Origin of the sequence: Neobacillus niacini, assembly GCF_031456445.1 — a bacterium.
GTDB lineage: Bacteria > Bacillota > Bacilli > Bacillales > Cytobacillaceae > Neobacillus > Neobacillus niacini_I.
Genome location: NZ_JAVDUQ010000002.1, coordinates 42,305 through 68,535, shown reverse-complemented (window position 1 = coordinate 68,535; position 26,231 = coordinate 42,305). Strand labels below are relative to the sequence as shown.

The following is a 26,231-nucleotide window of genomic DNA, read 5'->3' as shown; positions in this document are numbered from 1 at the left end:
AGCAAATGGTATTTAATCAACTTACGGTTTTTCTTTATAGGTTGCCAGCCGCCAAATCCATTCAAGTGGCCCGTATCGAAAGAAACGCAGCCAAACTATACTAAATAACAGCTGTATGGAACAGATAACTAGGCATATGTATAGGGAATGCAAATAGGTTATTTGACCAAATAGGTTGAAGGCATTTCCAGCAATGAAAATGAAGGCGGTTTGCAAGACATAATTGGTCAGTGACATCCGGCCATAACTTTTTAAGGGTGACAAGATTTTCTGGAAAAGACGAAATTGTAAAAGTAAAATCAGCATGCCAACGTAGAAGGCCGAAACAATCGGGCCAATCATGATTCCAATGGTTAAAAACCGATTCGAATGAAACAGATTAAATGGAGCGAAAGGCACATGTTGGAATTGAAGAAATAGACCAATAATACTTAAAAGAAATGCTAGTCCTGTAAAAATAGTTATTTGTTTTCGCTTTTGGGTAATCTCTTCAAACACGCGATATTGCCCTGCAGCAAGACCTAATAGGATTAGAGGCACGCTCAAAAAAATTTTCATAGCCATGATCGCAAACAGGATAAGCATCATAATCCCTAATGCCAGATTTATCTCTTTTTTCACTTTGTAAAAAGGCAAGAGAATCAGTCCGCAGCTTGCATAGACGGTAAGAGCTTCCCCAGGCTGAAAAATAAAGTGAATAAATCCAAAGATAAAAAGCGCAATGATTCTCCTTAAATATAAAACCATTGCATTTATCCCTTTCATCTCCACTCTTGTCAGAAAAATATACATCCCAACACCAAACAAAAAGGAAAAAATCGGATAAAAACGCCCTTCGACAAACAGAAATATAAATCTTTGATAGGAAGCATCGAGGGTGTTTGGAATCGGTCTTCGGGCTGAAAGCATGTCAAGGATGTTTACGAGGATAATTCCTAAAAGGGAAAAACCTCTTAAATAATCAAGTGTATCTATACGTTTGTTTAGGTCAAATTTGTTCATGATTAACTTCCTCTAAAAAAATCGGATGGCGTTTGGGCACCATCCAGATTTTACATCATTATTCAAAATAGTACATTAACGCAAGGGCACCACGCCCTGTGTGTGTACTTACGGTAGGGCTAGTATAATCAATTTCTACCTCTTGAAAGCCTGTCATTTCTGCAATGCTTTCTTTAATTTTTAGGGCTAGTTCATGGGCCTCAGCATGAGCAATCCCTACCCGTCTAACTGTTTTCCCCTTCACATCTTCAGCAAATTGTTTGGCAAAAAACTTTACCACCTGTGAGTAACTGCGCACTTTTGTCACTGGTGTGTACTCTGCCCCTTCTAAGGAAGCAATCGGTTTAATATTTAACAAGGAACCGATAAAGGCTTTGCCTTTACCAATCCGGCCGCCTTTTACAAGATTCTCTAAAGTATCTACCATAATATATAATTTGGTATGGTTTCGGACGGTTTCAAGACGTTCAAGGATTTCTTCCATACTTTTTCCCTGTTTGGCCATTTCTGCCGCTTCCCTTACTTGGAAGGAAAGAGCCTTTGAAATAAATTTGGAATCCACAACGGTCACTTTTGTCTTCGTCATTTGGGCAGCACTTTCTGCCGAGCGAACAGTCCCGCTCATTTTCCCTGTCATGTGGATGGAGAGAACCTCGTAGCCTTCCGCACCTAACTGGTCATATACCTCAAGAAAAGCACCTGTTGATGGCTGTGAGCTTTTCGGCAACTCATCTGTTTGACTCATATTTTTTATAAAATCAACCGGATCCAATTCCACCCGGTCTAAGTAGGTTTCTCCATTTATAGTAATCGCCAAAGGCACAACCTCAACATCAAGTTGATCAATCACTTTTTGAGGCATGTCCATGGTTGAATCGGTTACAATTTTAATTTTACTCATTCAGTCACTTCCCCACTCTTACTGCTTTGTATTATACAGGTTAGGACTTTTGAAGGAAACACAATCTCTCATTTTCTTTTCAAAAATAAAGAGCATCGGTAACCCGATACTCGAATCCATTAAGCATTGTTTTTTAATTCATCCACTTTAAATAGTTTTTCATAATCCGGCCACTTCATGACCTTTTTCAAATATTCTTTAAAGGAATAACATTTTTTGGAGCTTGGCTCCTTGTTGATAGACGTGATAAACGTCTGTAAACGGACTTGGATCATAAATTTAAAAGGGCTATCTTCCTCCAATACAGGAATCTCCATGACTTTAACCTTCTGTCCAACAATTGTTTTGAACTCTAGGCTTTTTAGTAACAAAAATATCAATCCTCTTTTTCACCCGTTTGATCCTATTATACACCTTCCCAAACACGAAATGTGTCTATTTATGCCTGCAAACGAAAAAATATTTGTGAAGATTTTACTGAAATTATAAGTTTTTCTTTTATTTACTGGTAGGAACATATTACAAACAATATGTTCTTGTAAAACCAAAATTTATTTCCTTTACTTTTCCAATTAATAATCCAAAAGTAGGGAAATTCTCTTGAAAAATAACTTAATAAAAATTAATATTATTATAATAGTAGATAAATCGAAAGGAACTGGGTAGATAGAAATGGACAGTTCTGCAATTTTAATTGAGAAAAGAAATATATTAGAAAAACATTTAAAAGATGGATTATATAGTTATCAATCTTTATTTGCCTGCAACTCAGATGCCATTTTTGCCATTGATTTATCTGGTTATTATGTATTTCTTAATCCGGCCTGCGAGCAAATAACGGGCTATAGCCAAGAAGAAATTGCGAAAAAGAAATTTATCGAAGTCATAGCCCTAGAGGATGTGGCAAGGGTTTCGGCTTACTTTTACCAAGCCTTAGAAGGCAGCTTGCAAAATTATGATTGCAAAATCATTCAAAAAAATGGTCAAAGTGTGGATTTAAATGTGACCAATTTGCCGATTACGGTCAATGGTGAAATTATTGGTGTCTATGGCGTGGCTAAGGATATTACCGAAATTAAAAGAAAAAGACACCGATTAAAGGACAGTGAGGAACTTTATCGAATTTTAACGGAAAACTCAATGGACATGATTGTAAAAACGGATGCTGAAGGAAATTTCATTTATGTCTCGCGTGTTAGCGAACAAATTCTTGGATACACACCTACAGAATTAGTCGGTCAATCCAGCATAGAATATATCCACAAAGATGATATTGATCGATATCTCCTCAATTATCATAAAGCCATTCACATTCAGCCTAAATCACTGGATACATACCGAATGAGGAAAAAAGACGGAAGTTATATTTATATGGAAATTCTCAGTAACTCCTATCGTAATAGTAATAAAGAAGTCAGAGTGATTTCCGTATTACGTGATATTTCCGAACGAATTAATGCGGATTTGGACCGGAAACGGACCGAGCAGCTCTTATTAAATTCGGAAAGACTCTCCGTCGCCGGACAGCTTGCAGCAGGAATCGCCCATGAGGTTCGAAACCCGTTAACCGCCATTAAAGGATTCCTGCAGTTATTGAATGTGAGCCAAGAGCAGAAGGATTATATTGATATTATTCATTCTGAAATAATTCGAATTGAAATGATTTTAACCGAGTTATTGGTGATTGCGAAACCACAGGCAATGAAAACAGCTAAAACGAATCTTAGGGAGTTAATCGAAGGGGTGAAAACCCTTATTGACACACAGGCGATTATGACGAATGTGCAAATTGAAACGATCTATTCCTCTCCCTTTCAGGAAATCATTTGTGATGAAAATCAATTGAAACAGGTTTTTATTAATTTCCTTAAAAATTCGATTGAAGCAATGCCTGCTGGGGGAAAAATTACGATTCAAACAGAATGCATGGATGAAAAGGAGATTGTCATCCGCTGTATTGACACGGGAAGCGGAATTCCTCCCGAACATTTAAAAAGAATTGGTGAGCCGTTTTTTACCACAAAAGAAAAAGGAACTGGGCTCGGATTATTAGTTAGTAAGAAAATTATAGAAAATCACCATGGTAGAATTCAAATTGATAGTGACGAAAATGGTACCTCTATCGCAGTAATCCTACCCATAATGTAAAAAACGACCTTAAGAGCGCTCTTAAGGTCGTTTTATTATGCTTCCACTAATTCTTCATCCTGCTGTTTCTTCAATTTTTTCCGATAAACAAACTTCGATAGGTTAATACTGATTTCATATAGAAGCAAGAGCGGCAGTGTCACAACAAAGTCAGACATGAAGTCGGGCGGTGTAATCACCACCGCAATGATAATCAAAACAAAGTAGGCATATTTGCGAATTTTTGATAGAACAAAAGGATTGATAATCCCGAGAGATGTCAGGAACATAACGACAACGGGTAATTCAAACAACACTCCAAACGGTAGTGTCATGTTCATGATAAAGCTAAAATAGCGGTCGGCAGTGAAATTCGTAACAAACATATCCCCGCCAATGCCCATCAAGAACTTAAAGACCATCGGAAAAATAACAAAATAACCGAATGAAAGTCCAGCAATAAACAAGAAAAATAATGCCGGCACATAGGAAAGAGTGACCCTTCTTTCCACTGGTTTTAAAGCGGGTTTCACAAACAGCCAAATTTGCAGGGCCAATACTGGAATGGTTCCTGCAACGGCTAAAACGGTTGCCAGCATAAAATAAATCCAAATAATATCGCTTGGACCGAGAACCATCAATTTCATATGAAGGTCCCGGACAAACCATTTATAAATATCATCAACATATATAAATGCAGCGATAAAAAAAACTAAAAACGCAACGACGGTTATGATAATCCGTTTGCGTAATTCTTCCAAATGATCAACTAACTGTAATTCTTTTTCGTCCATTTACTTCCCCTGCCAATTTCAAAGGTTGAATAATAAATATTTTTGCCATTAACTTTTTTAGGCATTTTAATGAGTGTTACGTAGAAAAAGGTGCAAGACACGGTATCTTACACCTTATTTAGTCAATTTTTTCTTATCTTCATCGATATCCGGCATGACATCATCGGCAAGTTCACGCGTTGATTTCTTAAATTCCTTTAATGTTTGACCGAAGGCACGACCGATTTCGGGTAATTTTTTAGGACCGAAAATGATCAATGCAAGTACTAAAATCAAAATTAATCCAGGTACTCCAATATTTGATAACATGGAATAACCTCCTCTTTTCCAGTTGTTCAATACTACTACAATTATAGTGTTAAAAAGCTGATTTGAATTCATTAATGGTAATAATTCATAATAAATTCACATTTGCACTCAAACACAATTCGATTCTCCAACAGATATACTATATAAAGCTAATAAATCACTATAGTCAATTTAACAATAACTATTCTTTAAGTCAATGTACAATGCAACATATTTAATTATTGAAATATTTTGACAGTATTTTTGTTCCTCGATTATAATTTGTGTCAAAGCCACATATAGTTTGGAATATTTAAATGAAGAATATTTAAAGCACCAGCAATTTTTCAGCTGGTGCTTTTTTAGCAATTATTTTCTGCCATAGACCTTAAATTCATAATCGTATGGGTTTTTAGCATCTTTTATTCCTTTTTCAGAGGAAATTAGTATCCATTCTGAAGGATTGAATTCTGGAAAGTAGGTATCTCCCTCAAATTCAGAATGTATTTCGGTGATGTACAAACGGTCCGCAAACTGGAAGGTTTCTTTAAAAATTTCAGCCCCGCCGATGACAAAGATTTCCTCCTCTTGTCTGCGGCAGTAGTTCACGAAATCCTCTACTGAGTAAAACATTGTGCAGCCCTCTGCCTTATAATTCTGCTGTCGGGTAATAACGATATTTTCTCTTCCCGGAAGGACTCGTCCGATAGATTCATGTGTTTTTCGCCCCATTGCAATGGGGTGTCCCATCGTGACCCTTTTAAAGTATTTTAAATCCTCGGGTAAATGCCAAGGTAATTGATTGTCCTTGCCGATCACTCTTTGATCATCCATCGCTACAAGAAAGGAGATCATACGCTCACCACTCCTTTAATATGTGGGTGTGGATCATAGCCTTCTAATGTAAAATCCTCAAATTCAAACCCAAAGATATCTTTTACATCCGGATTGATTTTTAATTGCGGTAATGGACGAGGTTCTCTTCCAAGTTGCAGCTTCACTTGCTCTAAATGGTTTTGGTAAATATGGACATCGCCAAATGTATGGACAAATTCACCCGGTTTTAGATCGCAGACCTGGGCAATCATGTGAGTTAATAAAGCATAGGATGAAATATTAAACGGCACCCCAAGGAAGACGTCTGCCGAACGCTGATAGAGCTGGCATGAGAGCTTTCCATCAGCTACATAAAACTGAAACATGCAGTGGCAGGGCGGCAGCGCCATATTATCAATTTCGGCAACATTCCATGAATTGACGAGTAATCTTCTTGAGTTTGGACTGGTCTTGATTTGCTGGATTAATTCGCTGATTTGATCGACCGTTTTCCCGTCTGCTCCTGTCCAGGACCGCCACTGGTGTCCGTAAACCGGACCCAATTCCCCGTTTTCATCGGCCCACTCGTTCCAGATACGTACACCGTGGTCCTGAAGATATTTTACGTTTGTATCCCCTTTTAAAAACCAAAGCAATTCATAGATGATCGATTTAATATGTAGTTTTTTCGTTGTTAACAGCGGAAAACCGTCCGCTAAATTAAATCTCATTTGATATCCAAAAGTACTAATGGTGCCTGTACCGGTACGGTCTCCTTTGACAGTACCATTTTTTAGAACATGCTCACATAGCTGTAAATATTGCTTCAATTTGTACACTCCCCGTTCATTATATTTTTTTATTTTAGCATAAATTTAAGGTGCAGTGTCAGCGGAAAAGTTGTTTCACTGATTGGAGTTCAGTTTTCGCCAATTGAAACGGCCTTTTCGCTGATTGAACTCTTATTTTCGCCAATTGAGCGACTATTCCTGGTGAGTGAGATTGCAATTTTCATTTGCATTTTCAATATAAAAGACGATTTCGCTGATTGGACTGTAGTTTTCGCCAATTGAAACGGTCTTTTCGCTGATTGAAACCTAAGTTTCGCTGATAAACCTCTTATTTTCGCCAATTGAGCGACTATTCTGGTGAGTGAGATTGCAATTTTCATTTGCATTTTCAATATAAAAGACGATTTCGCTGATTGGAGTGTATTTTTCGCCAATTGAAGCGGCCTTTTCGCTGATTGAAACCTAAGTTTCGCTGATAGACCTCTTTTTTCCGCTGATAATACCAATTTCATAACTATACTATTTAAAAAACAAAAAAAGAAGCCGTCCAAAAGACGACTTCTATACTTCCAACCCAAAGTTCCGGCAAAGTGCAGCCAGACCGCCGGCGAAACCTGACCCTACAGCGTTAAATTTCCAGTCGCCGTTATGACGATACAATTCACAGACGACGATGGCGGTTTCAACAGAAAAATCCTCACCCAAGTCAAAACGTAAAATTTCTCGGCCGCTATCTTCATCAACCACCCGTACAAAAGCGTTCGAAACTTGACCGAAGTTTTGGTTTCTTGCCTCGGCATCATGAATCGTAACAGTAATCGCAACCCGATGGATGCTCGGTGGAACCTTGCTAAAATCAATTTTAATTTGTTCATCATCTCCGTCACCTTCACCGGTGCGGTTATCCCCTGTATGTTCGACCCCGCCTGAGGAATGGACTAAGTTATTGTAAAAAATAAAATCGGTATCATTGACCACTCTGCTGTTCGCATCCGTTAAAAATGCCGATGCATCCAGGTCAAAATCATGTCCGCCTTGATAGCGGTTTGTATCCCAGCCAAGGCCGATAATCGCCTTTGTTAAGCCGGGATTGGTTTTCGTTAGATCAATTCTTTGTCCTTTTGATAAATTAATACCCAAACTGATCACCTCATCACTAACATTTTGATACTATTAACTAAAAGAACGAACAACCTCGCCAAGGCTGCCGGCATTTGTACCGTTACCAACGGCAGCGAACTTCCATTCTGCTCCGTGACGGTAAATTTCTCCTGCAACAAGGCATGTTTTACCACTGTAGTTGTCTGTTAAACTATAATGCAGTAATTCTGTATGGTTGCTGGAGTTGACAATCCGAATAAAAGCATTTTGAATCATACCGAAATGCTGCTTTCTTTTTACCGCATCATAAATATTAACAACAAAAACAAGCTTATGGATATTCGACGGTACCTTACTTAAATCAATCATAATCTGCTCATCGTCACCATCTCCTGCCCCTGTTAGATTATCACCGGAGTGCTGAACACTGCCGTCTCTACTTTTTAAATTACCGAAATAAATGACATCATTATTGTTTTGCAGTTTATCATTTTCACCGAGCATGATAACCGATGCATCGCAGTCAACATTCGCTGAACTGCCTCCACCGCCGAACAAGGAGCCAAGTAAACCTCCACCGCCTGTTTTAACAGGATCCCAGCCCAATCCTACCATGATTTTCGTTAATCCAGGATTTGATTTTGTTAAATCCACTCTTTGACCTTTTTGCAAATTAATCGCCATTTCCATCACCTCATAATAATGTTAGCTTTGTATTTTTATCTTTCTAAAATTATCCTGCAGTTGTTCTAATTTTCTTGTTCCCTCTTCACGCAGGCGTTTGTTTTCTTCTTCGATTGCTTTCGTTTCTTGCATACCTTTGATGATAATATTCCAGGACTCTTCGACGGTTTCGATTTTAATGCTCGGTCCGCCGGCAAGTCTCGCAATATCAACACTTTGCTGGGAAATGTTCTGTGCATTTTTCAAGAGCATTTCATTTGTACGGCGGTCTAGCTCACTCATTGAGTCTGCTACCAGCTTCTGCCTTTTAGCAGCAACTGCTTGAATTAAGCCATTTTTAAAAATCGGAATCGTTGTCACAAAAGCAGAATTGATTTTTCCAATTAGTTTTGTGTTTCCTCGCTGCAGCAAGCGGATTTGCGGCGCTGTCTGTAACGATACCATTTTCGCCATTTCTAAATCATAAACTCGCTGGTCTAATAACTCGATTGCATTTCGTAGTGAGTCCAGCTGCATCGATGCAAGCTGGTCGCCAGATGCTGCACGCGATTCAAGCTGAGGAAGCTGATTGTTTTTCAGTTCCTCCGACTTTAGTTCACCAGCGACAATATATTTTTCCAGTGTTAAATAATATTGATAGTTTTGCTCATACATTTGTTCGAGCATGGTCGTGGAGTCAACCATCTCTTTTTGATATTTAGAAATTTCCACATAGACCTTATCAATTTCTTGCCCCATCGTTTGGTATTTTCCAAATAGCTTTTCTACCATTTTTTCGCCTTTTTTAAAAAGCTTACCGAAAAAGCTGTTCGATGTTTTTTGAAAATCCTTGGCATCAAATTTATCCATAATTCGTCCAAGCTGTTTTAATAGCTCGCCGGAGTCCTCGACTTTTGTTGTCCGCATATTACCTAATATTTGATCGGAAAAACGGGAAATTTGCACTGCTGGCTCTTTTCCGAACTCTAAAATTTGAATCTGATCGCGTTCATCAATCGTTCGGGCCAGATTTTGAATTTCCGGTTCCTTGCGGAGTGCAAGCTTTATATCGGACACCTTTGGTTCTAATAGTTGATCATCCTTGGCAGTGGTTATTAAGCTTCCAGAAGGATTTAGTGATTGGTCCACTCTTTAATCTCCCCTTAAATTTTTTAAAATCCCTTGAAAAAGTACTCTTTTAAAAATCGACGGTTCTTTATATTCTAGTTCAAAAACAACTTCGTCAAGCCAGTGGGTATCATAAAGACTCTCATCGAGATAATTCTCGATTTCATTATGGCCCGGTGGATTGTAAATCATGATATCAATCCCGAAATGGTTAAGCAGCAGTAAAAGGGCCGCATCTGACCTCGAAAGCATCCCCGTTAATTCATTATTATAAAGAATGATTTTCGGCACATGCTGGGAGTAGTCAAATCTCTCCAGCAGTTGAATCATGCTTTTCGGCATATGCATCGCCTGGCTGAACAAATAGATTTTTACTTCTTCCACACTTTCAGAATGCAGCGGCTTTAAATCCGGCTTTTCACAAATTCTTCTTACGGCATGGGCAATTCCTTTTTGTAAGCCGGATGCCAGAAATGAATAGGGCCAGTAGTGGGCTTCCATCATTTTTTCGATACTCAATAATCCATCCTTATCGAGCGCATTTCGATAATGAAAACGAAAATCGCTCGTACCCGGCATAGTAAATGGAAACTGGCGGATGAGCAGGCTGTGCTCCGATTCTGAGAGCGCATGCAATCGTTCCCAGAACTCTTTTTTGTTTTTACTAACACCCTTTATCTTGGCAAAAATCGTTGGAATTTTAACTTGTCCGTTTGCCACTTCAAAATCCGGCCGAATCATCGCGATTTCCTTCCCGATGAGATAAAGTTCATCATAGGTGGTTCGTAGTGTCAGCGATGACGGTGTGTAATCCCTTAACTGCCAAGGTTTATAAAGACCGGACCCTTCTTGATTTAGAATCGATTCAATTTCCCGTGAAGCCCGGTAGGCAACCGTCGTTTTCCTGCTTCTTTTTTCGGTTGGAAATGGTTCAGCAGGCTGGTTATTTTGAAAGTGGTGAGAAAATACCTCTTCTTCCATAACGCCTGTTAAAACGTCCTTTCCCTCAGGATGAAAAATGACCAAATCACAGCCAAGCTTTATTAAATAATATAAGAAATATTGATGACTTTTTTTGAAATCGCCATACCATAAAAATTTTGGCATTTCCCTCTCTGGGTCAGCCTTTTCTAATGACGGCTGTAGATGATTGATAGACCATTTCACCACATCGACAAGGACACGCCTTAGTTCATGATTTCGTAATCCCCCCTGTTCAAGCTGGGAAAAGCGCTCAAGTGTTGCAATCATCGCTTCTCTAATTTTTCGATGGATTGCCGGAATGGCTGATTTTAATAACAGCTGCTCCCCATCAAGAAAAGCTGTAAAACGATTGATGGACAGCTTTTGTTCCTGGTAGATATTTAATACTTTTTGAATCGATTGAAAATGTGTATTATCGATTGCTTTGTTCAGAGTGTCTTCACTCAATAAATGCAAATGCAATTCTTCGGTATTCACATAGTCAAGAAGCTGATTATAGTATTCATCTGCGTCTAAAGGTATTCCAAGGAATTTTCCAAGGACCTGCCCGATGTTAATAGCTCCATTTTCTAATGAAAATTCCGGGCGTTCGTTCAAAGGCTTTCTTAACAGATCCAGCCAATTTTCATATGAAAGGGATACCTGTTTGACGTTTAGTTGGTTATATGATGGGTTCATTCATAATCCCTTCCCTCTAAAAGCAACAAGCTTAAAATAAGATAGAAAATTATGTAAGGTTTCTCTTCCATCATAACATAGTTGGCGGGTCCGTTCATTTCTTAATACGAAAGCAGCGAAAAAATATTTCATATATCATTTTTATTCCTGATTTTTCACCTTTTACCTTGTCCTTACATATCATTGAGTACTGATATATGAAGAAGGTGACTCTAATGAGATTTCTCTATAAGCGACCGAGGATGGAGCAAGTAAACGAGGAACTGGATACCCTTATGGACGTCATGAGTTCTGACCTTTTTATTCTCTTAGATTTATTTTGGCTTAGCCTAATTTTTTCCCTGTTGCTAACCCCGGCTCTGCAAACGGTTACCCATTTTATTCTTTTTTTCACCGGCAGCTATGTATTATTTACTAGCGTTTACTTCTTTGTTTTTAAACGAATGTTCAAGAATTGTTAGAAAATGCTGCACTATTTCTTCCCCGGCAAGGACACCCGCCCTTGTAGTATACGTAACATCTATATTTGGGCCGACCAGCGCAAGCTCTCCATGGGTAGGAACAAACCTGTTTTGACAGGACTGAAGAAAATCCCAATCTAGCACCGAATCTCCTGCACCTGCTAGGGCTTGTAACCCTTCACGATTGCAAATAAATTGAAGGGCTGCCCCTTTGTTAATAGCATTGGGAATCAAGTACAGCTTCCTGCCCTGTAAGGAAACCCTCCAGCCATAGCTGGAAACCGTCTCACTCAAACTTTGCTGCTCTGAAAGTGTAGGGGAACTTTCTAAAAGGTAATAGTAAAATAGATTCTCGGCCGTTTTAAGACGTCCGTTAAAATGAAAGCCTCCCCTTTTTAATCCAGCCTGTAATTCAGCATGCGATGCGGATTCACTCTGGATTTGGGACAAAATATGTTTAGACCAATCCGGTAGCGCTTCCCCTTTATATAAAATAACGGCTCCATTAAACGTAACCGCATAGGGCAGGGAAATTTCCTTTTCAAAAATGGTAAACCGGTTATATTGAGCAGTTGTCCTCGTCGTAACTGGGATAAATAAACAATTTCGGCAAAGCTCAATAAGGGCATGATAAGCTGTCACTGTCATATATGCTAACGGGTTTCCATCCTTCTCTTCCACGGGTCTTAACAAGGTTCCTTGTGGTGCACCAAGTTGTTCGATCGCTCTTTTTGAGTAAACCAATGTGCGGTCAAGATCGGAAGCAATAATCATTTCTTCTCCACCTTTACCGATTTAATTAATCCGCAGCAGGAGTAGTTTAAGTCAGGATAAGTAATCACTTCAACGCCCTTTTCTTTAGCGAGCATAAGGATATGCCTGACATATGGGCTGGACGGATCACGCATTAAGATTTTCCAAGGGACCCTTCTTAACAGCACCCGGGTTGTTTCACCAACCCCCGGCTTAATATAGTGCGTGCTTTCAATGGAAAATTCCGCTTGAATCCTCTTTACATCCTTCATCCCTAAAAATTCAGCCTCAATGGTTTCGAGGTTTCTTTCTGCCGCAGCTTTTGCTGCATCTGTTGTGATGGATGAAAATTCTGCGGTAATCAAATCAATATATTCATTTGAAACATCGGAAGGGATTAGTTCACGGTAAAACTTAGCTCCGTGAAAATCTTCCTTCCCGATGTATTGTCCATTCAAAACTGTCCGGCTTACCAATCCGGAAACAGTTGAATTCAAGCAAGCGCTGGGAATTAAAAAATCCTCTCTAGTCCCAAATAGCGGCGTGCAGTAACCAGGGTCGGCAAGGACAGCAAGCAGGTCATCCAGTTTCACACCATATTTTTTTTCGTACTGCTGACAGGCCTTAGCGAGCTCAATAGAAATGGCCCCTTTCCCTGTCCAACCGTCCACAAATTGAATTATTCCCTGAGGATGTTCGTCCAGTATATAGTGAAGGGCGTTTTCGTCAATCCCCCGGTCACGAATAATCGAAATACTGTAATGTGGTAAAGAGAGATTATAATGCTGCTGAAGATATCGTTTAATTAAAATCCCCACTGGAGTCCCAGCACGGGCAAGCGAACAGAGAACGGTATTTTCCCCTTTTAACTGATAAATTTGTTCCGCTACAATCCCAATACATAATGCCACCTTTTGTTTATAGTCATGTAATGTCTGCCAGAACAAATCGACATAGGCTTTTGGCGGCTGGTATTCGATTGGGAGCGACTCACTATAGTGCTGGCCTGACTGTACCCTGAATTCACGATTGGCAGTTGAATCCTCAAGTTGATATTCACTTAAATCCTTGAGAAGAAAAACAACATCGTCCTCTCGATAAGATCCTATTTTTGCAGGATGCTGAATGATATTGATCATTTTATTCACCTCTTTTTGCTGCAAAAAATATGACTTTAATCGATTTAATCTGTAATTTTTCAAGTTCTGTTAAGATTGGCTGAAGATCATATGACTCTACTTCTCTTTCAAAAAAGACAAAAACCTCATCATATTCAAATGGGGGAATATTATAAACAAAATGAGTGATTCCCGCATCCTCAGGTGATGGGAAGGTCACACCGTATCTTGCCCCATAGCCCTCTTGGTTTTCTATATGTATCGGGCTTCTCGTCGTAGATTGATAGTAAACCTCTGGACCCATTTCCGCTGCAAGTCTCATCGGGATATACATAAATTCTCCAGTACCAAGGCATAGTGTCTTCCCCCCTATCCTTTGCTTTCGGAGAAATGCTGCTGCTTCCGCTATTTTCAGGTGATTGGCCTGATCAGCTTTGCTTGTGATTCCGAAGCGTCCTGTTTCCTGGATAAAAGATGCCATATTTCTTGCCGTCTGATAGTTGGAATTTGAAAAAAACGACCCTAATTGAATGAATTCTTTTGAAGAAGGGAATGGGTTCTCCCGATTATTTTCCTTATTTTTTTCGTGAATCTCTTGCACCTGCTTCACTTGCACCTTTCCAGATAGCAAGGATACCGTTTGTATTGAAATTCCCAGTTCTTTTTCCATTTGCGAAAATTTCATTATGTGCTCATCCGATCGCCAATCCAATATCGAAACAACGGTGTAATTCTTCCTCGGAAACTGAGAATGAATCGATTGAATGATATTAAGAGCGGTTTTTCCGGTCGTCATTTCGTCATCTACCAGGATAATCTCCCGCTCATTTTGAATCATTTCTTTAGGGATATAACAGCGATGGGAGGTAGCATGTGAATGCTCTTCTTCAAACGTGATTTCAGGCTCACGACCGATAAGTATTTCTCTTGTCGTATGAAAAAAATCCGCCGATTGGAAACGGTCAAAAAAAGCATGCCCCAGTGCTGTCGCGGTTTCTGCAAATCCTATGACGACCGGATTGATTGTTGTTGGAATAAAAGCGCTACCGGACAATGGCTCATTGCGAATAAACGCGGCTAATAGATGTGGAGTCTCCGGACATTGCACCCCTTTTACTGATTCCAAATAGCGAGCAGCAAGTAGTGCAGCTGTTACCAGGCCTTTATTCGCCTCAATCGGCAAATGCTTCCCAAGAACCTTACTGACGAATAAAAAGGATCGTTTTTTATTGATCCTTGCCGCCATTGTAAAAAGGTTCTCAACCGGGAGCTCATATGGATTCTCGGTCAGTTCCACTTGAACCTCAATGGAGTCCAAAATATTAAACGAAAACTTCTTTTTTAATAAGGTCGATGTTTGTAACTTCTGCATGTAACACCCCATAAAGCTTTGATTTTAATAGAATCTTATTGGCCCAAACATAATGCGGCTTTATTTCATTCATTTTGTTCGCAAAGCCGCTTCTGATCACTCCTGCATGACCTCCCACCGCTTCCATAATCGAACAGGCATCCATATATTCCTCAAACGAAACGACATTCAGCGCTTGAACGGTTTTGATATGCGAGGGATGGATCACTGTTTTTCCTGTCAGTCCGTTCGCAATATCCATAAGAACCTCGCGAATTAAACCATCCATATTTTGGTCAATTAATTCAGCACGTAATTTCAACCCTTCGTCCCCAAACCTCTCACGGAATGGAGTCTGCCGAAGCTGAGGCTTTAGCATTCTTTTTTGTGAGGAAAAATACTCCCAGACAGGCCCGGAAACGATATAAGGGTCGTCCCCTCGTTGAAAAATATTAATGATATCGGCAATACAATCTCGTAAGATAGCAATATCATAAACCATCGTATCCGCACTTCTTCTTATGCCATACAGACCGCTAAAATCGGTGGCCCCAATCCTTACGTTCAAAATCAATTCACGATTTTGATCAAGCAGTTTTTTTATTTTTAGCAATTCATCTAATCTCGTCTCTTTTTGGATGACTTTTGCTGTCTCAAGGATTGGCATCGCATAAAAGGGATGCTGTTCACTATGTATTTCCCGGACTTCCTTTAAAAGCGCTTCACCATCTTCAGATGAAAACTTTGGCAGCACCACACCCGTTAACAGCTTTACCGCTTCTCCTAATTGCCCTTTCAGCCGTTGAAACTGCTTGCGGCCACGAATCCGGATAAACATTAATGGCAAATCTTCAAAACTTAAAAACTGCTTTTTAAGTTCTCCAAATAATTTTGACAGTTCCTCAACCAGCTTCTCTTCCGCTCTCACCACTTCAAAATCCCCGACTGCATCCTCCAAATCCATTACAAGGGATGTTAATCCTTCATGTTTTTTTGATAGGATTTCCTGATGAATATTCGGACGGGTTGCCGGCATATAAAGGGTTGCCCCAAGACCATACGATAAAAGCTCACGGTTCACAAATTTAGTAAAGTCTTGTGGCTTTTGATAGAATAGATGCTCCATCTCATCATAAAAATAGGAGAAAAATTTCATTTTTTACTTACTCCTCATGATAAAAATAAGGGACCGGACTTTCGCCAGCTCCCCCATGTAATATAAGTATGCTAATTAACCGTTCTCTTTGCTAACTTCTTTTTTCTTGTTGATGAAATGGACAATAAATGTTGCACCGAAGGTAAAGAGTAAAATGATAAAGAAATAAAGTGGTTCTAATTCATAATGGAAGAGAACACCGGCAAACATCTTAATCGAAATAATTAATATCAAGATATAGGCAGTCGTTTCAAGCTCAGGTATTTTATCAATAAGAGCAAGAAAGACACCGGCAACTCCACGCATCATTAATACACCGAGCATTCCGCCAATTAATAAGACCCAAACTTCATTACTTACCCCAAATGCAGCAAGTACGCTGTCAACTGAGAACGCAATGTCCATTAATTCTACAGAAGCGACAGTTCCCCAAAAGGTTCCAAACATCCGGATCAATAAACCTTTTTGATTGATGCCCTCTGCTTCATCTTCCCCTTCACCGCCGCCTTTATGTTTGTCAATAAAGTACTTAATGGCAAGCCATGCAAGATAGGCAGCACCTAGCGCTTTTACCCACCAAAGCTCGATTAGATAAACCCCTAAGCCAATGGCAACGAAACGAAATGCGTAGGCACCTAATAAGCCATAGAAAAGTGCTTTTTTACGTTTTTCCGGAGGCAGATGTTTTACCATAACCGCTAAAACCAGGGCATTGTCTGCAGACAGCAATCCCTCAAGAATGACCAGAGTACCAATTAATCCCCAGCTTACCGGATCCGATAAGACCTTCACCCACATATCCCATTCAAAGAACTGAGAATAGGTGTGTAATATTCCTTGTAAAACCGACATTAAAAAAATTCCTCCCAGATGTTCTATATATTTTCCCAGAAAAGACCCAACCTAAAAGGTGGGTCTCCCTATTTTAATTATCAGCCAACCTGTAACCCAAAATCAGTAGCTAACGCCGCTAGACCACCTTGGTAGCCGCTTCCGATTGCACTAAATTTCCATTCGCCATTATGTCGGTATAGTTCACCAACAACCAATGCAGTCTCAATTGAGAAATCCTCTCCAAGGTCATAGCGGATTAGTTCTTCTCCTGTTTCATCACTAAAAATTCTTGCATAAGCATTTGAAACCTGTCCGAAGTTTTGATTTCTGTGGTCTGCTTCATGAATTGTAATCGTGAAAGCAATCCGTTGAATAGAGGCAGGAATGGCCGTAAGGTTAATTTTTACTTGTTCGTCATCCCCGTCACCTGCACCTGTCCGGTTATCTCCAGTATGTACAACAGCACCATTAGCGCCTTGTGGGTTGTTATAGAAGATAAAATCAGATTCAGTTGGAACCTTCCCGTTTTCTCCAAGAAGGAATACGGATGAGTCTAAATCAAAATCATTCCCGCCATCATATTTATTCGTATCCCAGCCTAAACCAACAACAACATTTGTTAATCCTGGATTGGTTTTTGTTAAGTCCACTTTTTGACCTTTTGATAAACTAATTGCCATTTTCCATTCCTCCATTTTAGGTAATAGTCTATTTACGAGTTTTTCTTAAAAAGGTTTCATTTATTATAATAAAATTTTTTACCTTTGCTTCGCAAATTTTTCCATCAACTCATCCATTTGGGCGGCGTGTTTTTCGCCCAATAAATCGAACCGAGATTATAATGGCTTTGATAGTCATCATGATAAGTATGGTAATGGAAGTTAAACCAGTGGCCTTCTTGCGGCGGCTGGTCTCTTCTTACATGAAATCTGAGGATATCCTTGTTCGTTACACTGTTTTTTATGTGAAATATTTTTTCTGAATGCCCCCCGCTTGGCTGTTCCGTGATGGCAAGATTTCTTAAATCCTCCTCCGGAAATTGGGCGGCAGTTTCTTTAATGGCTTGTTCAATATTTGGTAAAATAATCGAGCGAAACTCTGTCTCAATAACGGGCTTAATTTTGCTTCCAAATTTTTGATAGGATTGTTCTTCCGCTTGTTTCAGTAGACCCTCCATAAATTGGTCCTGATCAAACTCTTCTTCTTCTGCAAGATTAGGAGCTTGAACAAAACTGCCAGAAGGTGCTGCGGCCTGGCCTGAAGGTTTCTGCGCGTTGATATTATTCATTAATTGTGATGGCGAAACGAGACCAAATGTCAAAATCGACACCATCACCACAAATGATTTACGAATCCATTTTTTCAAGATAAACACCCCTTTTTGAAATGGAAGGGTAAAGAAATCCATTTTTATTCTTACAAAATATTATACTTCTTTATTATGGAAATTGGAAAAAATAGAGTAGGATATTTTTTGAATTTTGCTGATTGTCGGTAGCTTAGGTCAATTGTCGGATAGAGGGGTCCAATTGTTGCAAAACTACTTCCAATTGTCGCTTACAGCAAAATCCATCCCTTGAAAAGAAACTTTTTCTATCAGCTGTTCATTCGTACATCCTGCTGTTGTAACAAACATGTTATCCCTCTTTTATATAAATAAGCTGTATAAAGGAGAAAAAGGACGTCGGTTGACATCCTTATTCGCAATGGGCTTCAAACGCCTTTATTAAGTTTTTCATGACTTCTTCCATTGCGTGACCTTCAATATCGTGGCGATGAATGAAATGGACCACATCTTTACCCTTTAATAAAGCAAAAGATGGGGAAGAAGGTTCATAGCCTGCAAAATATTCGCGCATTTTAGCGGTCGCTTCCTTGTCCTGTCCGGCAAAAACCGTTACAAGGTGGTCGGGTTTTTTCTCACTATTTAGCACCGCCTGGGTAACAGCAGGGCGTGCTAATCCGCCTGCACAGCCGCATACTGAATTCACTGCTACAAGGGTAGTTCCCTTCACATTTTCAATAAATCCCTCTACATCTTCAGCCGAAGTAAATTCCTCAAAACCTGTTCTTGTTAACTCTTGTCGCATGGGTACAACCATTTGTCTCATAAATTCTTCATAGGCGTTTGACATAAATAATCCCTCCTGTTTTACAGTGTAAGCATACTATAAGAAATCGACGGATTGCAATCAGGGATTACTCCGCTGATTTCCTTGCTTCGGTCATTTGTTTCCAAACGGATCCTTTTGCTTCCTCTCCGCCCTCAATTCGCTCAATTGCCATTTTTATTTGCATGCTGACTTCAAACTCAGAATCTTCCTCAGCAGCCTTTAAGGCAGGCAGTGCCTTTTCGTCGCCTACTTCATATAAAAACATCGCAGCCCGCCAGCGCACTAATTTGCTCGGATCCTTTAGAGCCTTCATTATTTCGTCTTGTGCCTCCCGGAACCCTAAGTCTGACAAACAATCTCCCGCTGTACGGCGGACCGTGACCGTTTTATCATTTAGGGCTTTATATAAATATGGCAGAACCTTTGTGTCCTTAATCATTCCAAGATACACTGTTGCCAATCTTCTAATCGAAGGTTTTTCATCTGATAAGGCCTGTTCCAATAAAGGCAAATCCGTAAGTTCAGGATCGTCCATTTGTTCAAGCAGCTGGTAGCGTACCTGCCAATCTGGGTTATTTAAATCGTCTTTGGTAATTTTTTTTCGTGAAAGTGTAGTTTTTTTATCAGATAGATCACCTGATTGTGCTTTTTCAACTAAGGCTTCTAGCCGGTCCTGAGGATAGGCGGCAATCAGTTCTTCGACCACTTCCTGACCGATTTGATCAAAATCACCGTACCGTACCCCTTGATTTTGCCATTTCCGCAATAAAATATAATTATCTTCCGGAAGTTGTGCTCGCTCCCTTTCCTTTAAAAAATATTCCGGCATCCCAAACCGTTTTTCGGTTGTCCCATCTGTCAGCTTAACCTGCAAAGGAATTCCTTTAAACATCTGGATTTCAACTTTGATTTCACCAAAATGTTCATCGATAACCGCTTCATTTTTGGCAGCATCTGTCACATTTTCACCAAATGCTTGACGGACTTTTGGCAATAATTCCTTCCAATCGAATTTTGCATTTCGCTCCACTGCCAGGAAGTCAGCTACATGGTACACCCCTTTGATTCCTTCTATTTGTAAAATCTTTTGAATCACCTTTGGTGCATCGTCGCTGGTTTCTTTTTTATAATTATGACTTTTTCCCATTGGGAGTTCTTCATCTAAAAGGATTTTCATTGTATTCGGACTTGGAGTTGGTTCAATTGCTTTAATTTTCAACAGAATCACCTACTTTGTATTCTCTAAATAGTTTAACATAATAAATAGGTTAAATTCACTATCGATGCATTTACATAAGCTCTATTCGTATACTTGTGCAATTTTCGATGTAAAATTACACTCAAACTCTCGTTATCAGCGATTTTTCTTGTTTTATCAGCGAATCTAACCATTTTATCAGCCAATCAAGTACTTTTATCAGCGAATCAAAAAAGTTGACTTAGATACTAAATCTGAGTCAACTTTTTTCACATTCGAGATCTTTTATTAGCCTTCCGCCAGCTCCGCTAGATAGGACCATCGTTCGATTAACTGTTCAAGCTTCTCATTTAAATCTGCTTCTTGTTTCATCAGTTCCTGAGCTTTGGTAAAATCACTGCCGACCTTGGCAAGTTCCGCTGAGGTTTCTTCCAGTTTCTCTTCTGTTTTGGCAATCACGTCATCAATCTCTTCCCACTCTTTTTTCTCCATATAGGTCATTTTTTTCTTTTTTTCCTTATCCGGAGATTTTGCTGATTGGGCGGAAATGCTGACCGCTTTTTGCACCTCATTTATCGATTCTTTTTCAAGATACTCCGTGTAATTGCCAAAGAACGAATCAATTGCACCTTCCCCTTGTAGAACTAGCAGCTGGTCGACGACCTTATCTAAGAAGTAACGGTCATGCGATACAGTGATGACAACTCCAGGAAATTCCTCTAAATAATCTTCAAGTACAGTCAGCGTTTGTGTATCAAGATCATTAGTCGGCTCATCCAAAAGTAGGACATTTGGTGCCGTCATTAAAATTTTTAACAAATATAACCGGCGCTTTTCTCCACCGGAAAGTTTTCGAATTGGTGTCCCGTGGGTAAACGGCGGGAACAAGAAACGCTCAAGCATTTGCGCCGCTGAAATCGTTTTTCCATCAGATGTTTCAACAATTTGCGCTGTTTCCTTAATGTATTCAATCATCCGCAGGTTTTCATCCATGTCTTCGCTTTCCTGGGTATAGTAAGCGATTTTTACGGTTTGCCCCATCAAGAATTCCCCTTCGTCAAGCAGAATTCGTTTTGCGAGAATATTGAGCAGGGTTGATTTTCCTGTTCCATTTCGTCCAATAATCCCGAATCGATCACCAGGCTTCACTAACAAGTTGAAATGGTTGAGGATTGTTTTGGCCCCATACCATTTGGAAGCATCCTTTAATTCAAAAACCTGCTTGCCAAGCCGGCTCCCATTTAATGAAATATCAAGCTTCTCACCAGTTGGTTTCCCCGCTGAAACCTTCTCATCCAGTTCCTCAAAGCGCTGAATCCGTGCCTTTTGCTTTGTTGTCCTTGCTTTTGCTCCTCTTCTGATCCATTCAAGCTCTCGGCGGAAAAGGTTTTTTCTTTTTTCAAACGTGGCTGCATCATTTTCCTCACGGATTGCTTTCGCTTCTAAAAAGGCCGCATAATTTCCTTTATAGCTATAAAGATTTCCCCCGTCCAATTCAAACATTCGGTTTGCAACACGGTCTAAAAAGTAGCGGTCATGAGTGACAAGTAAAATCGAGCCGCTATACCTGCTTAAGTAATCCTCTAACCATTTGACGGTATCAAAATCAAGATGGTTGGTCGGTTCGTCTAAAATAAGTAAATCAGGCTCCGCTATCAATACCTGTGCCATCGCCACGCGTTTTTTCTGTCCGCCGGAAAGCTCGCTAATTTTCTTTCCGAAATCCTCAATCCCTAATTTTGTCAAAATCGATTTGGCATTTGTGCTCGCATCCCAAGCATTGAGAGCATCCATTTGTTTTTGAAATTGAAAAAGCTCGTCCTGAAATTTGGAATCATTAGGAGATAGATTTAGCTGCTGAAGCGTTTTTTCATAATTCCGCATCATTTTTAAAATCGGGGCTTCGCCGTGGTAGACCTGCTCAAGAACTGTTCGATCCGCGTCAAATTCAGGTTGCTGTGGCAAAAAGGCAATGGAATAATCCTTCCCGGCAATGATTTTCCCCTCATCAGGCTGGTCCAAGCCGGCAACGATTTTTAATAGGGATGATTTTCCCGTTCCGTTTACCCCTATCAAGCCGACACGCTCTTTTTCTCCGATTGTAAAGGAAATATCGTTAAAAAGCTGTTTTTCTCCATAGGTCTTCGTGACGGTTTCCACTGTGAGCATTTTCATGATTGACCATTCCATTCTTGATAAAATTGTTCCAAAAATCTCTCCATCATTTGATGGCGGCTTTCAGCCATTTTTTTTGCACTTTCTGTATTTAATAAGTCTTTTAATTTTAAAAGTTTTTCATAGAAATGATGGATGCTGGTTGATTTCCCTTTACGGTATTCTTCTATAGTCATTTCTTCTCTTATTTGATAGGAAGGGTCGTAAATCGGCTGCCCCTTTTTCCCCCCATAAGCAAAGGCACGGGCAATCCCGATGGCCCCAATTGCATCCAGCCGATCTGCATCCTGGACGATTTTTGCCTCTATTGATTCTAGATCTACTTTTCTTCCACCCTTGAAAGAAATCGAGGCGATTATCTTTTTAATTTGATTTATTTCTTCTTCAGATAATTCGATAGTTTTTAAAAATGTATCCAGCTTCGCTTCGCCTATTTCTGCTGTTTCGTTTAGTTTTTCATCCGGTATATCGTGAAGGAGTGCCGCCATCTCAATGATGAACGGGTCTCCTGATTGTTCTTGTTTGTTTATATATAAGGCATTACGACGGACGCGGTCCACATGGAACCAATCATGTCCCGTTGCATCTTCACCTAATTCAGTTTGGACAAACTTTTCCGTTTGTTCAATGATTTGTTTTTTCACATATAACACCTACCCTCATCCTTGCTATTCTATCATGAAAAAGAGGGATAGATGAATCCTTACTCTAAAAAAGAGAAAAATCCGCAGGAAACCCACGGACTTTAAACTCTATTCCATCCCATTAAACCAGCTGATTCCCAAGGTATTTTCTCCAGCATGAACACCGATTACCGCTCCAAGCGGGCAGCAGAGAATCGTGAGATCCGGGAACTGTGTGCTCAACTCGTTTTTCCAATTCTCTGCCTGTTCTCCATGCAAACCGTACAAAATATATACTTCCTTCATACGGTACTTTTCATAGGAAAGCCGCAAATATTCGACAATCTTCTCTTTTGCTTTCTTTTCACTTCGGACCTTTTCTTTTACAGATAAAGCCCCTTCCTCAATTGAAATAATCGGTTTTACATTCAACATACTGCCAAGGAAAAATTGCAGCTCCGACATCCTTCCGCCGCGGTGGAGCTGTTCCAGGCTGCCGACCAATACATAGGTTTCATTCGTATCTCTAATCGTTTCCAGCCCGTCCACGACATCCTCCAAGCTTTTTCCTTCCGAAAGCATCTTCATTCCCTTTTTAATCAAAGCGGTTAAAGGATAAGTCAGGATTTTTGAATCAATTGTCGTAACCGGAATCGACACAAGCTTAGCCGCCTGACCGCTGGAAGAAACCGTGCCGCTTAATTTCTCCGAGATGAGCACTGATATCACCTGATCATACTCCTTCTCCAAGCGTTCATACATCGCTTGAAAGGAACCTACCGAGGGCTGTGAGGTTTTGGGGGGATTCTTTGACGTTTTTAATTTTTCAAAAAGTTGCCCCGCCGTTAAATCAATCCCGTCTAAAAATTCCTCGCCATCGAGAACAATCGAAAGCGGAACCGTATATAAATCCGGATGGTTTTTTAATTCATCATCTAAAAATGCCGTGCTGTCGGTTACCCAAGCCGTTTTAACCAAAAATGATCACTCCTTATCCCATAATATACAACCTTAGGAATATCATAGCTTTAATGGTAACCCCCAAGTATAATATTGTAAATATTTAAAATTTCCAAAAACCTACCATAACAGTTCCTTAATATCTTTAACAATCTCACTCGGTTTCGTACTAGGAGCATAGCGTTTCCGAACAATCCCGGTTTGGTCCACTAAAAATTTCGTAAAATTCCATTTTATTGCTTTTGACCCCATAACCCCGGGAGCTTGTAAAGCTAAATAATTGAATAACGGATGTGCTTGACTGCCATTTACCTCCACCTTTGCAAACATCGGAAAATAAACGCCATAATTTAATTCACAAAATGATTTAATGTCCTCTTCGCTTCCAGGTTCTTGATTCATAAATTGATTACAAGGAAAACCAAGAACGGCAAAGCCTTTGTCCTTATACGTATCATAGATTTGCTGAAGCTCACTATATTGCGGTGTAAAGCCGCATTTACTAGCCGTGTTAACGATCAACAAGACTGTCCCTTTAAATTGCTCAAGTGAAATCTCATCACCATCAATTGTTTTTGCCTTAAATTCGTAAATCGCCAACTCTTATCTCCCCTTTAAATCATCATTTCAAGCCGCTTTAATGATGCAATAATATATTCAATCATATCAACCAAATCATCCAATTGTTCTTCCCGGACCATCCGATCGAATTCAACCGTAACTGTATGTAGCGCTCCTAATTCCTTATAAAGTGGGTTCATTCGTACCATTTGGATAATTTTTCTCGATGGTCCCCATATATCCGAAAATAGTTTCTCAATGACATGATAATCTACTTTATTCTTGGAACTCTCGTAAAAGAATTCCAATTTCAAGGAACTGCCGGCCATTTTTTCTGACCCCACTGCAGGAATTAGTTCTGCCGCTAAGTTTGCCAGATTTGATTCTAGTTCAATTTTTACCGAAGCACTCTTCCTAAGGGGGTTAGCCATTTTAAAAGACACATCAAATTTCCGCGACATTTTTGCCATATTTATGATATCGTTTCGATCGGTAATCACGATTTCGCCGCCCAAGTCTAAGTCATAAACAGCGCCTTCGATGACGACCTTCATGTTATCGAAAGCAGTTGGATCAAACATTGAATTCACCCGCTTCTTAAAATTACTTTTATTTTATCAAAAATTATTATCTTTCCTGTAGGAAAGATAATGTTTATAATGTTATTGACCAAATATTAAAAATTTATATTTAATTAAGTCATGATTTGTTTAACTGAAAGAAGGAGATGGTCACTTGCCTATTAATATTCCAAGGCTTTTACCCGCACGGGAAATTCTTGAACAAGAAAATATTTTTATCATGGATGATGAACGTGCGATATGCCAAGACATTCGTCCGTTAAATATTTTGATTTTAAATTTAATGCCCATAAAGGAAAAAGCAGAAACACAGCTATTAAGATTATTAGGAAATTCACCGTTGCAGGTAAATGTGAAATTTTTAAAAACACGTTCCTATGAATCTACCCATACAAGCAGGCAGCATCTTGAACAATTTTATACTACCTTTCCCGAAGTAAAGTCCCAAAAGTTTGATGGGATGATCATTACAGGTGCCCCGGTTGAACTTTTAGAGTTCGAGCAGGTAAAGTATTGGCAGGAGTTAACAGAGATTATGGAATGGTCAAAAAATAATGTGACTTCGACCCTGCATATTTGCTGGGGTGCGCAAGCAGCACTTTTCTACCATTATGATATTGGCAAGTTTGAGCTGCCGCGCAAATGTTCAGGCATTTATTCACACCAGGTATTTGATACAAATGATATCTTGCTTCGCGGGTTCGATGATCTTTTCTATGCACCGCATTCCAGGTATACAGATGTATCGCTTGAAGAAATTAAGGATCATCCTGAATTAAAACTGTTAGCCGCATCAGAGGAAGCGGGGCCATTATTAATTTCCTCTCGTGACAGAAAACACGTGATGATAACCGGTCACTTAGAATATGAATCTGAGTCATTAGCAGAGGAATATACAAGAGATGTAAATACTGGACTCAAGATTCATATTCCAGAGAATTATTTTCCAAACAATGACCCAAGCAAACCACCGATAAACCGCTGGCGCTCACACGGACATTTATTCTTTTCAAACTGGCTTAATTATTACGTCTATCAAGAAACACCTTACCTTTGGGATTAATAAAAGCATC

28 protein-coding genes are annotated in these 26,231 nt (G+C 39.6%); 2 read left to right on the top strand and 26 right to left on the bottom strand.

Annotated features, from left to right (window positions below):
- Positions 1 to 21 precede the first annotated feature (21 nt).
- The 3 genes from J2Y67_RS02980 to J2Y67_RS02970 all read right to left on the bottom strand — a co-directional run bounded on the left by J2Y67_RS02980 (position 22) and on the right by J2Y67_RS02970 (position 2,274).
- On the bottom strand, positions 22 to 1,002 hold the full coding sequence (locus tag J2Y67_RS02980) for a DUF418 domain-containing protein (RefSeq protein WP_310170408.1): 981 nt from the start codon (positions 1,000 to 1,002) through the stop codon (positions 22 to 24).
- Between the two features lie 58 nt (positions 1,003 to 1,060).
- Positions 1,061 to 1,903, bottom strand: a complete 843-nt coding sequence (locus tag J2Y67_RS02975; RefSeq protein WP_310170405.1) for a DegV family protein — start codon at positions 1,901 to 1,903, stop codon at positions 1,061 to 1,063.
- A gap of 119 nt (positions 1,904 to 2,022) precedes the next feature.
- Positions 2,023 to 2,274, bottom strand: coding sequence for a DUF2535 family protein (locus J2Y67_RS02970; protein ID WP_310170403.1), 252 nt, complete (start codon positions 2,272 to 2,274; stop codon positions 2,023 to 2,025).
- 301 nt (positions 2,275 to 2,575) lie between these two features.
- Here J2Y67_RS02970 and J2Y67_RS02965 point away from each other — a divergent pair, with 301 nt between their 5' ends.
- Positions 2,576 to 4,051 carry a PAS domain-containing sensor histidine kinase gene (locus J2Y67_RS02965; RefSeq protein ID WP_310170401.1) on the top strand — a complete coding sequence of 492 codons (1,476 nt, stop codon included), beginning with the start codon at positions 2,576 to 2,578 and terminating at the stop codon, positions 4,049 to 4,051.
- 35 nt (positions 4,052 to 4,086) lie between these two features.
- On the opposite strand, the gene tatC is transcribed toward J2Y67_RS02965, so the two are convergent.
- The 23 genes from tatC to J2Y67_RS02850 all read right to left on the bottom strand — a co-directional run bounded on the left by tatC (position 4,087) and on the right by J2Y67_RS02850 (position 25,158).
- Positions 4,087 to 4,824, bottom strand: a complete 738-nt coding sequence (gene tatC, locus J2Y67_RS02960) for a twin-arginine translocase subunit TatC (RefSeq protein ID WP_310170399.1) — start codon at positions 4,822 to 4,824, stop codon at positions 4,087 to 4,089.
- A gap of 114 nt (positions 4,825 to 4,938) precedes the next feature.
- Positions 4,939 to 5,133 carry a twin-arginine translocase TatA/TatE family subunit gene (locus J2Y67_RS02955; protein ID WP_133336081.1) on the bottom strand — a complete coding sequence of 65 codons (195 nt, stop codon included), beginning with the start codon at positions 5,131 to 5,133 and terminating at the stop codon, positions 4,939 to 4,941.
- A gap of 348 nt (positions 5,134 to 5,481) precedes the next feature.
- On the bottom strand, positions 5,482 to 5,967 hold the full coding sequence (locus J2Y67_RS02950; protein ID WP_310170395.1) for a dihydrofolate reductase: 486 nt from the start codon (positions 5,965 to 5,967) through the stop codon (positions 5,482 to 5,484).
- Positions 5,964 to 6,758 (bottom strand): thymidylate synthase, encoded by a 795-nt coding sequence (locus tag J2Y67_RS02945; RefSeq protein WP_310170393.1) that lies wholly within the window; start codon positions 6,756 to 6,758, stop codon positions 5,964 to 5,966. The genes J2Y67_RS02950 and J2Y67_RS02945 overlap by 4 nt, the downstream gene beginning before the upstream one ends.
- Positions 6,759 to 6,847: 89 nt before the next feature.
- Positions 6,848 to 7,231 carry a hypothetical protein gene (locus J2Y67_RS02940; RefSeq protein WP_310170391.1) on the bottom strand — a complete coding sequence of 128 codons (384 nt, stop codon included), beginning with the start codon at positions 7,229 to 7,231 and terminating at the stop codon, positions 6,848 to 6,850.
- A gap of 49 nt (positions 7,232 to 7,280) precedes the next feature.
- On the bottom strand, positions 7,281 to 7,859 hold the full coding sequence (locus J2Y67_RS02935) for a TerD family protein (protein ID WP_310170389.1): 579 nt from the start codon (positions 7,857 to 7,859) through the stop codon (positions 7,281 to 7,283).
- A 33-nt stretch (positions 7,860 to 7,892) separates the two neighbouring features.
- On the bottom strand, positions 7,893 to 8,504 hold the full coding sequence (locus J2Y67_RS02930; RefSeq protein WP_310170387.1) for a TerD family protein: 612 nt from the start codon (positions 8,502 to 8,504) through the stop codon (positions 7,893 to 7,895).
- A gap of 21 nt (positions 8,505 to 8,525) precedes the next feature.
- A complete protein-coding gene (locus J2Y67_RS02925; RefSeq protein ID WP_396954032.1) occupies positions 8,526 to 9,632 on the bottom strand; it encodes a toxic anion resistance protein in 1,107 nt (368 codons plus the stop codon).
- 3 nt (positions 9,633 to 9,635) lie between these two features.
- Positions 9,636 to 11,273 (bottom strand): YceG family protein, encoded by a 1,638-nt coding sequence (locus tag J2Y67_RS02920; RefSeq protein WP_310170385.1) that lies wholly within the window; start codon positions 11,271 to 11,273, stop codon positions 9,636 to 9,638.
- A 407-nt stretch (positions 11,274 to 11,680) separates the two neighbouring features.
- On the bottom strand, positions 11,681 to 12,508 hold the full coding sequence (locus J2Y67_RS02915) for a hypothetical protein (RefSeq protein ID WP_310170382.1): 828 nt from the start codon (positions 12,506 to 12,508) through the stop codon (positions 11,681 to 11,683).
- Positions 12,505 to 13,626: a cysteine protease StiP family protein gene (locus tag J2Y67_RS02910; protein WP_310170380.1), complete on the bottom strand. Its 1,122-nt coding sequence runs from the start codon at positions 13,624 to 13,626 to the stop codon at positions 12,505 to 12,507. Before J2Y67_RS02910 ends, J2Y67_RS02915 begins: the two co-directional genes overlap by 4 nt.
- A 1-nt stretch (position 13,627) precedes the next feature.
- Positions 13,628 to 14,977: a phosphoribosyltransferase family protein gene (locus J2Y67_RS02905; RefSeq protein ID WP_310170377.1), complete on the bottom strand. Its 1,350-nt coding sequence runs from the start codon at positions 14,975 to 14,977 to the stop codon at positions 13,628 to 13,630.
- The gene (locus tag J2Y67_RS02900; RefSeq protein ID WP_310170375.1) at positions 14,928 to 16,112 is read right to left on the bottom strand and encodes an HpcH/HpaI aldolase/citrate lyase family protein; all 1,185 of its coding nucleotides are present in this window, start codon (positions 16,110 to 16,112) and stop codon (positions 14,928 to 14,930) included. The genes J2Y67_RS02905 and J2Y67_RS02900 overlap by 50 nt, the downstream gene beginning before the upstream one ends.
- Before the next feature lie 75 nt (positions 16,113 to 16,187).
- Positions 16,188 to 16,964, bottom strand: coding sequence for a TerC family protein (locus J2Y67_RS02895; protein WP_310170373.1), 777 nt, complete (start codon positions 16,962 to 16,964; stop codon positions 16,188 to 16,190).
- Positions 16,965 to 17,044: 80 nt separating this feature from the next.
- Complete coding sequence (locus J2Y67_RS02890; RefSeq protein ID WP_310170371.1) at positions 17,045 to 17,626, bottom strand: TerD family protein; 582 nt, start codon at positions 17,624 to 17,626, stop codon at positions 17,045 to 17,047.
- A gap of 104 nt (positions 17,627 to 17,730) precedes the next feature.
- Positions 17,731 to 18,312, bottom strand: a complete 582-nt coding sequence (locus J2Y67_RS02885) for a YpjP family protein (protein WP_310170369.1) — start codon at positions 18,310 to 18,312, stop codon at positions 17,731 to 17,733.
- A gap of 331 nt (positions 18,313 to 18,643) precedes the next feature.
- Positions 18,644 to 19,081, bottom strand: a complete 438-nt coding sequence (locus J2Y67_RS02880) for a BrxA/BrxB family bacilliredoxin (protein ID WP_310170367.1) — start codon at positions 19,079 to 19,081, stop codon at positions 18,644 to 18,646.
- A 64-nt stretch (positions 19,082 to 19,145) separates the two neighbouring features.
- Positions 19,146 to 20,279, bottom strand: coding sequence for a conserved virulence factor C family protein (locus J2Y67_RS02875; protein WP_310170366.1), 1,134 nt, complete (start codon positions 20,277 to 20,279; stop codon positions 19,146 to 19,148).
- 267 nt (positions 20,280 to 20,546) lie between these two features.
- Positions 20,547 to 22,433, bottom strand: a complete 1,887-nt coding sequence (locus tag J2Y67_RS02870) for an ABC-F family ATP-binding cassette domain-containing protein (RefSeq protein ID WP_310171158.1) — start codon at positions 22,431 to 22,433, stop codon at positions 20,547 to 20,549.
- On the bottom strand, positions 22,430 to 23,077 hold the full coding sequence (locus tag J2Y67_RS02865) for an HD domain-containing protein (RefSeq protein WP_310171155.1): 648 nt from the start codon (positions 23,075 to 23,077) through the stop codon (positions 22,430 to 22,432). The genes J2Y67_RS02870 and J2Y67_RS02865 overlap by 4 nt, the downstream gene beginning before the upstream one ends.
- A gap of 108 nt (positions 23,078 to 23,185) precedes the next feature.
- On the bottom strand, positions 23,186 to 24,034 hold the full coding sequence (locus J2Y67_RS02860) for a DegV family protein (RefSeq protein WP_310170364.1): 849 nt from the start codon (positions 24,032 to 24,034) through the stop codon (positions 23,186 to 23,188).
- 102 nt (positions 24,035 to 24,136) lie between these two features.
- Entirely contained in the window at positions 24,137 to 24,616 is a 480-nt protein-coding gene (locus tag J2Y67_RS02855; RefSeq protein WP_310170362.1) for a glutathione peroxidase, read from the bottom strand.
- A 14-nt stretch (positions 24,617 to 24,630) separates the two neighbouring features.
- Positions 24,631 to 25,158: a hypothetical protein gene (locus J2Y67_RS02850; protein WP_310170360.1), complete on the bottom strand. Its 528-nt coding sequence runs from the start codon at positions 25,156 to 25,158 to the stop codon at positions 24,631 to 24,633.
- A gap of 154 nt (positions 25,159 to 25,312) precedes the next feature.
- Here J2Y67_RS02850 and metA point away from each other — a divergent pair, with 154 nt between their 5' ends.
- The gene (gene metA, locus J2Y67_RS02845; protein ID WP_310170358.1) at positions 25,313 to 26,221 is read left to right on the top strand and encodes a homoserine O-acetyltransferase MetA; all 909 of its coding nucleotides are present in this window, start codon (positions 25,313 to 25,315) and stop codon (positions 26,219 to 26,221) included.
- The last annotated feature ends 10 nt before the right edge of the window (positions 26,222 to 26,231 follow it).